We start from the raw sequence: 13131 nt of genomic DNA on the forward strand, positions 1-13131 counted from the left end.
CCCCTACCGCGGGCCGCCGCCCAGCCGCTCGTTCACCCAGTCGTGGAACGCGCCGATGTGGTGCTCGCTGGGCACCAGCACACCGCCCTTGGCGTACATGCGGGAGCTCATCCCGGGCTGGGTGCGCTCGCAGGCGTCGAAGTCCTGGCGGTTGACCCGGTCGAAGAGCTCCACGGACCGGCTGACGTCCTTTCCGCTCTCCACGACGTGCGGGAGGTAGAGCCAGTCGCACTCGACGACCGTGCGGTCGACGGCCACCGGATACATCCGGTGGAAGATCACGTGGTCGGGGACGAGGTTGATGAACACCTGCGGTTTCACGGTGATCGCGTAGTAACGGCGGTCCTGGTCCTGCGCCACCCCGGGGATGCGGTCCAGCCCTTCGGAGCCGTCGACGGTGAAGCCCTCGACGCCCTCGCCGAACTCCGCGCCGTGGCCGACGTAGTACTGGGCGGCGTAGCCGTCGGCGAACTCGGGGAGCACCTCGGTGAGTTCGGGGTGGATGGTGGCGCAGTGGTAGCACTCCATGAAGTTCTCGATGATGAGCTTCCAGTTCGCCCGGACGTCGTAGACGATCCGCCGGCCGACGGAGAGGTGGTCGATGTCGTAGTGCTCGATCGACTCCACGTCACCGAGGCGTCCGACGACCTCGCCGACGACGTCCTCCTCGAAGGAGGGCGGGTTCTCCGCCAGGCACACCCAGACGTAGCCGAGCCATTCGCGGACGGCGACGCTCACCAGGCCGTACTCGGTGCGTCCGACGTCGGGCATCTTGGTGAGGTTCGGCGCGGCGACCAGCTTGCCGTTCAGGTCGTACGTCCAGGCGTGGTACGGGCACTGGAAGGCGCGCTTGACCTCGCCGGCCTCCTCGGTGCAGAGCTTGGCACCGCGGTGCCGGCACACGTTGAAGTAGGCCCGGACCGAGTGGTCGCGCGCACGGGTGAGCAGGATGCTCTCGCGTCCCACGTCGACCGTGCGGAAGGCGCCGGGCCTGGCCAGTTCCGAGGCGCGCGCCACGCAGAACCACATGGTCTCGAAGATGTGCTCCTGCTCCTGGGCGAAGACCGCCGGGTCCGTGTAGGAGGAGCCGGGCAGGGTGGCGATCAGGCTGTCCGGCAGACCGGTCGAGGTCACGATGCACTCCTCGGAAGACGTCGTGGAGGGGGCGGCGCTGCGCGCCGTACGCGTACGCAGCAGGCTTGCGGAGCGCCCCGAGGGGGCGCGGGGAACTGCGTGGCCGGCGCCATGGGCGCCGCGGACGGACGACGGCGCGTCACGACTGACGCGGCGGAGCGCTCAACTGCTTGCGCCAGCGTGTGAACGACCGGGGCTGGTTCATCCCGAGCACGGCGACCGGCCGGCCCGCGCGCCGGTAGACGGCGAGGACGTCCCGGCCGTCCGGGGAGCCTTCCTCGACGGTGACGCTGTCGGCGCCGCCCGCGTGCCCGGCGAACTGGATCTTCACGCCGTACTGGTCGGACCAGAAGTACGGCGGTCTCGGCACACCCGGTTCCACCGCCCCGCCCGCCAGCAGGGTGGCGACGGCGGCATCGGGTCGCTCCCGGGCCCCCGTCCAGTGCTCGACACGGCGGTGGGCGCCCGCGCGGGGGTCGTACCAGTTGGCGCAGTCGCCGACCGCCACCACCCCGGCGAGGCCGGTGCGGCCGTCGGCACCGCAGGTGACGCCGTTGTCGAGTGCGAGGCCCGAGCCTTCGAGCCACTCCACGCACGGGCGCGCCCCCACGCCGACGACGACGATGTCGGCCGGGATGCTGCGCCCGTCCTCGAGGTGGACCGCGTCCACCCTGCTCTCGCCGCCGATCCCCTTGACGCCCACACCGCACAGCAGCCGGACGCCGTGGTCGGCGTGCAGGGCGGAGACGAGGCCGCCCATGGTCGCGCCGAGCGGTGCGGCGAGCGGGGTCGGGGCGACCTCGACGACCGTCACCTCCAGGCCGAGCGCGCGGGCGGTGGAGGCGACCTCGGCGCCGATGAAGCCGCCGCCGATCACCACCAGCCGTCCGCCGCGGGCCAGTTCGTCACGCAGGGCGCGGGCGTCGTCCAGGGTGCGCAGGCTGTGCACGCCGGCAAGGCCCTCGGTGCCCGGCAGGGTGCGTGCCGCGGCACCGGTCGCGATGACGAGGCCTTCGGTGCGGACCTCGCGTCCGTCGGCGAGCCGCACGGCGCGCCGGGCGCGGTCCAGTCCGGTGGCCCGGGCGCCGAGCAGCCACTCCGCCCGCAGGTCCTCGTCGTCGGCCTCCAGGGAGAGGTCCGCCTCGCCGAGCGTGCCGGCCAGGAACTCCTTGGACAGCGGGGGCCTGTCGTAGGGGCGGTGCGTCTCGTCGCCGATGACGACCAGCCGCCCGTCGTAGCCCCGCCCGCGCAGCGAGCGCGCCGCCGACAGTCCGGCGAGCGAGGCGCCCACCACGGCGACGGTCCTCACGCGGGTCCCCCGGCGAGCCGGGACGCGACGCACGGCGGCAGGTTGGGGGCGTCCGTGGACACCCGCACGTAGATCATGCCGTCCTCGACCAGGACCCCGTGGGTCCGCACCGGGCGCTTGGCCGGCGGCGCGTCGACGGCGCCGGTCCGCAGGTCGAACTTCGAGGCGTGCAGCGGGCATTCCACCTCGCAGCCCTCCAGCCAGCCGTCCGCGAGGGAGGCGTCCTGGTGGGTGCAGGTGTCGTCGATGGCGAAGACCTCGCCGTCGTCGGTGTGGAACACCGAGACCGGTGGGTCGATGTCGAGCCTGAAGGCCTCACCTCGCGGCAGGTCCGCGAGACGGCACACGGGAATCATCATGACACCTCGGTGCGTATAACGAAACGGATTGCGGTAAGCGCAACATCAGTCTGGAGTCGGCCCGAATCCTTGTCAAGGAGTTCACAGGCCGGGAGAACCCGGCATCCGAAGTTGCTCCTCACGCAACACCGCGCACTATAGGAAACATGACGGAGGTACGGCGGGACCGTTCACGGACCGCGCGCGCATGAAGACGGCCCGCCTCGCCGTCCGGCGAACGGACGGCGGGACGGGCGCGCGGGCCTCGGTGCGCGGGGCGGTCAGAAGCCCCGGTCGATCCACTCCTGAAGGTGCGGGGCCTCGGCGGCGACGGTGGTGGTGTCCCCGTGGCCGGTGTGCACGACGGTGTCGCCCGGCAGGGTCAGCAGCCGGTCGCGGATCGAGTCGACGAGGGTCGGGAAGTCGCTGTACGACCTTCCCGTCGCCCCCGGTCCGCCCGCGAAGAGCGTGTCGCCGCCGAAGACGGCCGACAGGGCCGGCGCGTACAGGCAGACCGCGCCCGGGGCGTGCCCGGGAGTGTGCAGCACGGTCAGTTCGACACCCGCGACCGCGAGGACCCAGCCGTCGGCCAGTTCACCGTCGGGCATCCGGTCCGGATGGGTCTGTTTCCACAACGGCAGGTCGTCCGGATGGAGGAGGATCGGTGCACCGGTGCGCGCCGCGAGTTCGGGGGCCGCGTCGATGTGGTCGTTGTGGGCGTGGGTGCACACGACGGCGCGCAGGGTACGTCCGCCGAGGGCCTCGGCGATGGCCTGCGCGTCGTGGGCGGCGTCGATGACGATGGCCTCGTGGTCGTCGCCGACGATCCACACGTTGTTGTCGACGTCCCAGGTACCCCCGTCGAGACTGAACTGCCCCGAGGTCACCAGGCGTTCGATACGGGCGGCCGTCACAGGACCACCACCGAGCGCAGCACGTCGCCGTGGTGCATCCGCTCGAAGGCCTTCTCCACCTCGTCCAGCGCGATCGTCTCCGTGACGAACGCCCCGAGATCCAGCCGGCCCTGCAGATGCAGATCGATCAGCATCGGGAAGTCCCGCGAGGGCAGACAGTCGCCGTACCAGGACGACTTCAGCGCACCCCCACGCCCGAAGACGTCCAGCAACGGCAGCTCCAGCTTCATCTCCGGCGTCGGAACACCCACCAGCACCACCGTGCCCGCCAGATCACGCGCATAGAAGGCCTGCCGGTACGTCTCCGGCCGGCCCACCGCCTCGATCACCACATCGGCACCGAAACCCCCGGTCAGCTCCCGGATCGCCTCCACCGGATCACTCTCCTTCGAGTTCACCGTGTGCGTCGCACCCATCCCGGCGGCCGTCCGCAGCTTGCGGTCGTCGATGTCGACGGCAATGATCTTCGCCGCACCGGCGAGCCGCGCACCCACCACCGCCGCGTCACCGACCCCGCCACAGCCGATGACGGCCACACTGTCACCACGCCCCACACCGCCCGTGTTGATCGCCGCACCGATACCGGCCATCACCCCGCACCCCAGCAGCCCCGCCACCGCAGCCGACACCGACGCATCGACCTTCGTGCACTGCCCCGCCGCCACCAGCGTCTTCTCCGCGAACGCCCCGATCCCCAGCGCCGGCGACAGCTCCGTGCCGTCCAGCAGCGTCATCCGCTGCTTCGCGTTGTGCGTGTCGAAGCAGTACCAAGGACGCCCCCGCAGACACGCCCGGCACCGACCGCACACCGCCCGCCAGTTCAAGATCACGAAATCGCCCGGCGCCACATCCGTGACACCCTCCCCCACCGACTCCACGACACCCGCCGCCTCATGCCCCAGCAGAAACGGGAACTCGTCGTTGATCCCGCCCTGCCGGTAGTGCAGATCGGTGTGGCAGACCCCGCAGGCCTGCACCTTCACGAGCGCCTCGCCCGGGCCGGGATCAGGCACGACGATCGTTTCCAGGCTGACGGGGGCGCCTTTGCCGCGTGCGACGACCGCACGGACCTGGTGAGCCATGACCACTCCTCGGCTGGTACGAGACCTGAGTCGGTGTTGCTTAGTGCGGCACGCTTTCCTTGTGCCGCAACAAAGCATCCTGGAGCACCGAACCGGGGTCAAGGTCGGGGAGCCCACCGGTGCAGCTCCCCCGCCGCCGTCACCCCGACCGTCGTGCCCGGCGGCCCGGTGTCACGCATGCGGACCGCAAGGAGCGGGGCGAGTGTTCGGCAGGCTGCTCGTCGCATGCTTCGTCAGGCAGGTGACGTGACCGACCTTCAGAACCGACCCGACACCGCTGGTGGCCTCATGATCTCCCGAACGACGTCCTCCGTCTCCGGCGCCGTGCAGGTGTCGCCGTTCCTCGCGCCCAGCCGGGGCGGCCTCTACCGGCGCAGGCGGACCTCCCGGCCGGGCGAGGTGAACCTGAAGAGCACCGGCCTGCTGGACCCCCGCGCGGCGGCGCTGCACCGGCGGACGCTCCAGGCCCTGGACCCCGTCGACGTACTGACCTATCCGGTGCTCGGAGGTGTGTACACCACACTCGCCGCGCGCATGGGAGTCGCCCCCGAGAGCCTCGTACTGACGGCCGGCAGCGATCCGGGGCTCGGTCTGCTCGTCCGGGCCTTTCCCACGGCGACGCGGATCGTCACGCACCACCCCACCTATCAGGGCTGGGACAAGTTCGCGCATCTCGGCAACTGCCGGATCGACGGGGTGCCGCCGGACCCGGGCACGGGCCGGTTCGTCCTGGCGGACCTCGGGACCCGGCTGGAGCAGGGACCGCCCGCCTTCGTCGTGGTGACCCAGCCGCACAGCCTCACCGGCCAGTTCCACGAGGCGGACGAGCTCGCCGCCCTCGCCGACACGGTCACCGGCCGGGGCAGCCTGCTCGTCGTGGACACGGCGTACCTGGCTTTCACCGACGGCGGTGAGGAACTGGTGCGGGACATCATGGGGCGGCCCGGAGTCGTCCGGGTCAACAGCTTCTCCAAGTGCTACGGGCTGTCCGGGGCGAGGATCGGCGTGATCGCGACCGATCCGGAGACGGCGTGCCACCTCTTCGACATCGACGCGGAGGGGTCGGTCTCCGCCACCGCGCTGGCGCTACTGGACGCCTCCTTGCGCCGGCACGACGTCTTCGAGGAGATCTGGGCGGACGTCCGCCGGTTGCGGGGAGACCTGGCCCGGCGGGTGGAGGAGTGCCGCCCGGGATGGCGGGCTCGTCCGAGCGGAGCCAACTTCGTCACCTTCGACGTGCCCGGGGCCGCCGAGGCCGCCGCGGCGACCGCCTTCCTCTACGACCAGGGCTATGTCGTACGGGATCTGTCGGGGCTGCCCAGCCTGCCTGCGGCCGTCCGCATAGCCGTGGCCGACCACCAGGTCGTGGATCGTGTGGTCGAGCTGCTCGGCGGGTGGCGGCACGAGCCGGCCGGCTGACCCGAGGGGCCGGTCGCCGATGTGCCGTGCGGCGTGTACACCGCACGGCACATCGTGTTCTTGTTCACCAGGTGACCGGCAGTTCCCACACGCCGTAGACAAGGCCCTCGCGCTTGAACCGGATACTGTCCCGGTCCACGGCCAGACGCAGATTCGGCAGCCTGCGGTGCAGGGTGCTGTGGACGACCTGGAGCTGCACCCTGGCCAGCGCCTGGCCCAGGCACTGGTGGGCCCCGAAACCGAAGGCCAGGTGCCGTCGCGCGTCTCGCGTGAGATCCAGCCGGTCGGGGTCGGGGAAGGCCGTCTCGTCACGGTTGGCCTCGCTGTTGACGAGGATCACGCCGTCTCCGGCGCGGATGGCCTTGCCCTCCACGTCCAGGTCCGCCAGCGCGACCCGCCCCCGGCCCGTGTGGATGACGGTCAGGAAGCGCAGGAGCTCCTCGACCGCCTGCGCCACGGTCCTGGTGTCGTCGGAGCGGCGCAGCAGCGCCAGCTGATCGGGGTGTTCGAGCAGCGCGAGGGTGCCCAGCGCGATCATGTTGGCCGTCGTCTCGTGCCCCGCGACCAGCAGCAGGGTGCTCATCAGCGTCACGTCCGCCGAGGTGAGCGCGCCGCTGCGCACCTGATGGACGACGAGTTCGGAGAGCAGGTCGTCGCCGGGCTCCGCGTTCTTCGCCTCGACGAGCCGGTCCAGGTACTGGTGCAGGGCGCGCTGGGCAGCGAGCGCGGTGTCCGGCGCGGAACCGCTGTTGATCAGGTTTCGGCTCTGCTGCTGGAAGAACCCGTGGTCCTCGTAGGGCACCCCGAGCAGCTCGCAGATGACCAGCGAGGGCACGGCGAGCGCGAACGACTCCACGAGGTCCACCGGGCGTGGCCCTGCGGCCATCCCGTCTATGAGATCGTCGACGATCCGCTGGATGTGCGGACGCATCGCCTCGATCCGGCGAGCGGTGAAGGGGGCGGTGACCATGCGACGCAGCCGCCCGTGCTCGGGATCGTCGAAGTTGATGAAGCTGCGTCGCTTCGCCGTCCTTCGGGCCTTGAAGGTTTCGCTGATGTGCGGGAAACCGGGCAGCGTGACATCACAGCTCAGCCGGCTGTCGGCGAGCAGCTCGCGCTGCGCGGCGTAGCCGGTCACCAGCCAGGGTGTGCTCCCGTCCCACAAACGCACTTTGGTGACCGCCGACCTGCGGCGTGCTGTACGCAGGGCCGGCGGTGGGTCGAAGGGACACCCCTCGGCCCTGGGCATGGGGTAGTCGGGTATGTCGTCCGGGCTCTCGTCGAAAAGATCTGCGGAAGCTGTCATCACCACGCTCCAGACGTGACATCGGGTATGCGGGAGCGTGTCAGGACCAGCCTGTCACCTCCTTTCCGTCCGTCCGTGGCCACTTGCCGGATCCTTGCCGATCCCCCCGACCGTCGGCGCGCTCGCCGCACCGCAAGAGAGTGGTCCCCACGGGCCGCCGCCTCAGCCGAGCTGGTAGCCGCGCAGGCCGGTGAGCAGGAGGTAGGTGTTCTGGAGGGAGCCCGAGGTGTCACCGAGGGAGCGGTAGATGCCCCACTTCGGGCGTACGCGATCGGCCAGGAAGGTGTCGACGCCCGTCTTCGAGGCGTCGACGACGGTCGAGCCGCCGCTCCTGAGGATCCAGCGCACCGAGCCGGCCGAGCCGTTGCCCACCTTGATCTGGAAGTCGACGTCGGTCCACCGGTCGTGCAGGGGGTCCAGGTCGGTGCGGCCGACGAGGATGTCGTCGATGGCGAGCTTCAGCTCGATGGTCTGCCTGCCGTTCACCCGGCGCAGCGACTGCACCACGATCGGGGAGGTGCCGCTGCCGGGCTGTTTCATCTGCATGATGTGCGTGAAGGTGGTGGTCGCCTTCAGCGAGCTCGGGATGTACATCGAGTAGGTGACCCGCCAGGTCTGTCCCGAGGTCCACTTGAGGTAGTTGCCGCCGCTGCCGTTGCGCAGACCGGTGACCTCCTGCCGCTGCCGGTCGGTGGAGGTGTCGCGGTCGGCGGTGTGCATGTCGAAGCGCCAGTTGTCGCCGGTCGCGTAGATGTGCGGCTGCCCCCCGGGGTGGGAGTCCGCGCGGTCGTCCTCGACGGTCTCGAAGGCGCCGAGGCCGTCGCGGGCGGCCGAGGGCGCCCACTTCTGCTGCCAGGAGGCGGCGTGCGCGGGGCCGGCCGGGCCGGCGACGGTGGCCGCGGCGCCGCCGAGCGCCGCGCCGAGCAGGGTCCTGCGGGATGTGCTCATGACTGACTCACCTCGTTCTGTGTGGGGGATCGCCTTCTGCGTGGGGGATCGCCGCGCGACGCCCTGTTCCCGGAGGGGCGTCCGGAGCGGCTGGTCATCCGATGTCTTCTGAAGGAACGGTTCCGGAGGATTGACCGTCCCAGGGTTCCTCGCTCATGGGCCGAGCTCGCTTTCACGGGGGCGTCGAGCGCGTGACGTGCGGGGATGTCCCACGGGAACGCTGGGCGTTCACATCTGTGCACCAGGTTCACGGTGTGGGTCGGGGTGCGAGCAACAGAGTCCTCGCCAGGCCCCGTGCGGTCAATGGTCCGGACCGATGAGGTCGGATCCGTTTCAGGCCAATTCCCTTTTGCCTCAGAGGGCTTGACGGGGACACCGCCCAGGGGTCACGTTGTACCGCACCCCGTAAGGAAACTTTCCTAACAGAAGGGTCCCCCCACCGTGCGCTCTCGAACACTGACCCTCACCGCGGCCGCGGGCGCCGCGCTCCTCGCCTCCGCCGTCCTCCCCGCGAACGCCTCCGGCCTCACCCGGGGTGCGGCCGCCGCGGGCCCCGCCGCGACCCAGGAGGGCTCCGTCAGCGCGGCCGACCTGCTCGCCAAGGTCACGTCCTGCTCGCAGATATCGAGCGGCAAGTACAAGACGGACGACGAGACCTCGGCCACCGTCCCGGTCTGCGGGAAGAACGGCGCGGTCTTCTGGAAGGCCGACATGGACATCGACTGCGACGGCCAGCGGACGTCCAAGTGCAGCGAGTCCACCGACCCCTGGTACCAGGACGACACGGCGTTCCACCAGTCCGACGGAAAGCCCCTGCGCGCCGACACCCTCCCCTACGTCGTCGTGCCGAGCTCCAGCTCGATCTGGAACTACGGCTCGGCCGGCATCAAGGGCGGCGGGGTCGTCGCCGTGATCTACCAGAACAAGGTGGAGTACGCGGTCGTCGGCGACACCGGGCCCACGAAGATCATCGGTGAGGCTTCGTACGCCACGGCCAAGGCGCTCGGGATCGATCCGGACCCGGAGAACGGCGGCACGGACTCCGGGGTCACCTACATCCTGTTCAAGAACTCCCAGGTGTCCCCCATCGAGAGCCACAGCGCGGCGGTGAGCCTCGGCGACCGGCTGGCCCAGACGTTCATCCGCGACAACTAGCGGGCCGGCGACCGTCGACGGCCCCGTGTCCGGTGGGCGTGGACCGGGCCCACCGGACCGAGAGCCGTGTCGTGGCGGAGGTGGTGCCGGGGCGGCGCCGTCCCGGCGGGGACGTCAGCCGTCGACCGGCTCGTAGGTGAACCAGTCGAAGTGCACCGCGCCGTCACCGGCGAACATGCCGATCACCCGGCCGGTGAAACCTCCCGCCACCTCCGTCGAGAGGTACTTGCCGTCCAGGGAAGCGAGTTCGACCACCGTTCCGTCCGGCTCCTCCATGCCGAGCGTGACGGTGTCGGGGCCGGTTCGCGCGTCGGTCAGCTCGCGGACGGCGGCCACCTCGATGCGCAGCACCAGGGGGCCGGGTGCCGCCGGGCGGGACGCGACGACCGTGCTCAGCGGACCGATACGGGCCAGCACCCGCACCTCGCCGGACGAGACCTCGACGTCGTAGTGATGCTGCTCGTCGAGACGGACGGCCAGGCCGCCGCGGCCGTCCGCCACGTCGACGAGGGCCCGCACCCGGCACGACCCGTGCTGCTGCCGCCGGCCGAGGAACGTCACGTCCGTCTCGTCGAGCGATCCGCCCCGCGCCCGCAGGGTGAGCCAGCCGGGCCTCTCCTTGGTGCCGCACGCCTCCGGCGGCCGGTGCCGCAGCGAGATCCAGTGCGGGGCGAGCTCGTTCAGGTCGAAGTCGTCGCGGTCCGGCACGGCGACCCCGGGCACCAGCGGCCACGGCGGCGCGGGCATCGACGCCGACAGTTCGCCCACGACCGGCCAGCCGTCGACCCAGTCGACCGGGACCAGGAACGTCTCCCGGCCCAGGACGTGCCACCCCGGGGTCCCCCCGCCGGGCCGCACACCGAGCAGCACCATCCACCACGAGCCGTCGGGCCCCTGCACCAGGTCCGCGTGGCCGGTGTTCTGGATCGGGTGGTCGGTGCCCCGGTGGGTCAGGACCGGGTTGTCCGGGCACGGCTCGAACGGGCCCGTGGGGGTGCGGCCGCGCGCGATCGAGACACCGTGGCAGCGTTCGGTGCCGCCTTCGGCGATGAGCAGGTACCAGTAGTCGCCGATGCGGTAGAGGTGCGGTGCTTCCGGGGCCTTGGCGCCGGGGGCGCCGGACCAGAGCCGACGGGAAGGGCCGGACGTCTCCCCGGTGTACGGGTCGATACGGATCTGGCCGACTCCGGCGGTGGTGCACCAGCAGGTGCCGTCCTCGTCCCAGGCCAGGTCGGGGTCGATGCCCTGGACGCCCGGCAGCCTGACGGGGTCGGACCAGGGGCCTGCCGGGTCGGTGGCCGTGAACAGCAGGTTGCCGTCCCCGCTGACGTTGGTGACGATCAGCCAGAACCGCCCGTCGTGATGGCGCAGGGTGGGGGCGTAGATGCCTCCCGAGGAGGGTGAGTCGAGCGGCAGGCGCAGCTGTTCCGGCCGGTCCAGCACGTTCCCGATCTGCGTCCAGTGCACCAGGTCCCGGCTGTGGAAGACCGGCACGCCCGGGAAGTACTCGAAACTGGAGCAGACCAGGTAGTAGTCCTCACCGACCCGGCAGACGGACGGGTCGGGATAGAAACCCGGGATCACCGGATTGCGGACGGTGCTGCGCTGTTCGGGGTTGCTCGACACCCTCATCGGGTCCTTTCACTGGTGTGCGCGTGCGGAACCCGCCCGCCGGGCCGGGAGGTCCGGTTCAGCGGGCGGGGCGGAGCTGGACGACCACGACGGAGTAGGCGGGAACGGTCTGACGGGTGGCGGTGCCCGTCGTCGTGGAGCCGATGGACGTGGCGTTCTTCCGGTAGGAGAAGACCGCCGGGGTGGCCGGGGAGGGAGTGAAGCCGGCGTACGACAGGGTGACGGTCGCGTCGGCGGCGGGATCCTTGTTGACGAGCATGACGGCGAGGTCACCGCCGGCCCGCCGGACGGCGTGCGCGGACACGGCCGGGGTCGATCCGGCGGCCCGGACCAGCACGTCGCCCGGTGCGCCCAGCTTGGTGATCATCCGGGTGCCCCAGTAGGGCGGGAAGGGCGTGTCGAGCGCCGGTTCGCAGGAGGCTCCGCTGGACAGGATGCCGCCGTCGTCGTAGTCCTTGGCCCCCTCGACCGTGGTCACGTGCGTGCAGTCGGTGCCGTTGTGCAGGTTCCACCAGTCGACGGTGAACGCGCCGTTCTCCATCCAGGTCAGGTACTCGTCCGGCGCGAACAGGCCGTTCGGGGAGGTGTTCTTGTAGGCGTTGGCGTTGACCTCGGTGACCGCGATGCCCACGTTCGGCGCGTTGCCGCCCGCGTACCGGTCGATCAGCGAGCGCAGGGTGGCCGCCATGCCCGGGATCTCCGCCTGGGGTTTGCCGAGCAGGTCCGCCTGGCTGTTGCCGATCGGGTAGTGGTGCACGACCACGAAGTCGATCTTCGCTCCGGCGATCGAGAGGACCGTGTGGTTCCAGTCCGCCGGGTCACCGGTGCCCGTGATGCCGTCGGGCCAGGCACCCGGGGTGGTGAGCACCGCTCCGATGCGGATCGACGCGTCGACGGCCTTCATGGCGGCGGCGTACCGGACGAGGTTCGTCGCGTACGTCGTGGCGGTCTTGCTCGCGTGGTGATCCGTCTCCCAGGTGGCGCCGTAGAGACCGTTGCCGTAGACCTCGTTGCCGATCTCCCAGTACTTCACCCCGTAGCCCTTGGTCACGTTGGCGTACCGGACCCAGTCCGCGGCCTCCTCGGGCGTGCCCGAACCGTAGTTGGCGGTGATGATCGGCTGCGCTCCGACGGTGCGTACCGTGCCCATGAAGGCGTCGAACTCCGTGCCCGGTGCGACGTAGCCGCCTTCGACGGTGTGCGTCTGCCAGTGGTAGCCGTCGGCGTAGCTGCCGCCCGGGTAGCGGACAGCCCCGGTGCCCGCGTCCTTCAACAGGCCGGGGACGGAGGAGTGGTTCATGTTGCCGTCGTAGACCGCGACGTTCATGCCCACTCCGGTCGCCGGGACCGTCGCCAGGGCGCGGCCCGCGTCGACCGACACCGAGGCGCTGACCGCGGTGGGAGTGATCGGAGCGACGGGAGCGGCCACCGCCGACGACGGGACCGCGATGCCCGGACCTGCCAGGGCGAGTACCAGCGCCGCGGCCGGGCCGGCCGATCGGGCGCGTGACCAGAGTGCCGGCCTCCGCATGAGCTCCTCCTGGGGGACGTGAGCGAGGCGGATGGAACGAGGACGGCGTTCATGGTCCGCGCGGCTGCGGAGTATCACCAGCCTCCTCGCGCTTGCGAAACTTTCGTTCACTCATGGCAGATAGTTTCCGGAGGAGGTTATCGAGGGGCGTCGGGGCGGTCAACGGGCGGAGGGCACGGCGGCGCGGCGGGATGGTGACTGTCCCGCCTGTGCGGCCGACACCCGACCTGGTGCCGATGCCGGCGCCGGTGCGGGCGTCCGGCGCGGTACGGGCTCCGCCCGCAGCCAGGACGCGGTCCGCGGCCGTCGGAACGGCCGCGGGCGAGGCGGCTGCGGGCCGAACGGCCGCCGGGCTGAAGGGCT

General features: G+C 71.0%; 11 protein-coding genes. 2 read left to right on the top strand and 9 right to left on the bottom strand.

Translation table 11 applies throughout. The features are described from left to right. Window positions 1-3 precede the first annotated feature (3 nt). From Saso_RS24970 to Saso_RS24990, 5 genes are all read right to left on the bottom strand, one after another. Window positions 4-1134, bottom strand: coding sequence for an aromatic ring-hydroxylating oxygenase subunit alpha (locus Saso_RS24970; protein ID WP_189921484.1), 1131 nt, complete (start codon window positions 1132-1134; stop codon window positions 4-6). Between the two features lie 139 nt (window positions 1135-1273). Continuing rightward, window positions 1274-2443 carry an NAD(P)/FAD-dependent oxidoreductase gene (locus Saso_RS24975; RefSeq protein WP_189921482.1) on the bottom strand — a complete coding sequence of 390 codons (1170 nt, stop codon included), beginning with the start codon at window positions 2441-2443 and terminating at the stop codon, window positions 1274-1276. Further along, window positions 2440-2802 carry a bifunctional 3-phenylpropionate/cinnamic acid dioxygenase ferredoxin subunit gene (locus Saso_RS24980; protein ID WP_189921480.1) on the bottom strand — a complete coding sequence of 121 codons (363 nt, stop codon included), beginning with the start codon at window positions 2800-2802 and terminating at the stop codon, window positions 2440-2442. The genes Saso_RS24975 and Saso_RS24980 overlap by 4 nt, the downstream gene beginning before the upstream one ends. A gap of 260 nt (window positions 2803-3062) precedes the next feature. Next, window positions 3063-3695: an MBL fold metallo-hydrolase gene (locus Saso_RS24985; protein WP_203833553.1), complete on the bottom strand. Its 633-nt coding sequence runs from the start codon at window positions 3693-3695 to the stop codon at window positions 3063-3065. Next, complete coding sequence (locus Saso_RS24990) at window positions 3692-4777, bottom strand: S-(hydroxymethyl)mycothiol dehydrogenase (protein ID WP_203833554.1); 1086 nt, start codon at window positions 4775-4777, stop codon at window positions 3692-3694. Before Saso_RS24990 ends, Saso_RS24985 begins: the two co-directional genes overlap by 4 nt. Before the next feature lie 288 nt (window positions 4778-5065). Between Saso_RS24990 and Saso_RS24995 the strand changes: the two genes are divergently transcribed. Beyond that, window positions 5066-6196, top strand: coding sequence for an aminotransferase class I/II-fold pyridoxal phosphate-dependent enzyme (locus Saso_RS24995; protein WP_189928320.1), 1131 nt, complete (start codon window positions 5066-5068; stop codon window positions 6194-6196). Between the two features lie 64 nt (window positions 6197-6260). Here the strand turns inward: Saso_RS24995 and Saso_RS25000 are convergent, their stop codons facing one another. Next, a complete protein-coding gene (locus tag Saso_RS25000) occupies window positions 6261-7502 on the bottom strand; it encodes a cytochrome P450 (RefSeq protein ID WP_189928318.1) in 1242 nt (413 codons plus the stop codon). 162 nt (window positions 7503-7664) lie between these two features. After that, entirely contained in the window at window positions 7665-8450 is a 786-nt protein-coding gene (locus tag Saso_RS25005) for a heparin lyase I family protein (protein ID WP_189928316.1), read from the bottom strand. Window positions 8451-8891: 441 nt separating this feature from the next. On the opposite strand from Saso_RS25005, the gene Saso_RS25010 reads away from it, so the two are divergent. After that, the gene (locus tag Saso_RS25010) at window positions 8892-9605 is read left to right on the top strand and encodes a glycoside hydrolase family 75 protein (RefSeq protein ID WP_189928309.1); all 714 of its coding nucleotides are present in this window, start codon (window positions 8892-8894) and stop codon (window positions 9603-9605) included. Between the two features lie 114 nt (window positions 9606-9719). Here Saso_RS25010 and Saso_RS25015 read toward each other — a convergent pair whose 3' ends face one another. Both Saso_RS25015 and Saso_RS25020 read right to left on the bottom strand, forming a co-directional pair. Further along, a complete protein-coding gene (locus tag Saso_RS25015) occupies window positions 9720-11237 on the bottom strand; it encodes a glycoside hydrolase family 43 protein (protein WP_189928307.1) in 1518 nt (505 codons plus the stop codon). Window positions 11238-11295: 58 nt separating this feature from the next. Continuing rightward, window positions 11296-12768, bottom strand: coding sequence for a hypothetical protein (locus tag Saso_RS25020; RefSeq protein WP_189928299.1), 1473 nt, complete (start codon window positions 12766-12768; stop codon window positions 11296-11298). Window positions 12769-13131 lie beyond the last annotated feature (363 nt).

Origin of the sequence: Streptomyces asoensis, from assembly GCF_016860545.1 — a bacterium.
GTDB classification, from domain to species: domain Bacteria; phylum Actinomycetota; class Actinomycetes; order Streptomycetales; family Streptomycetaceae; genus Streptomyces; species Streptomyces asoensis.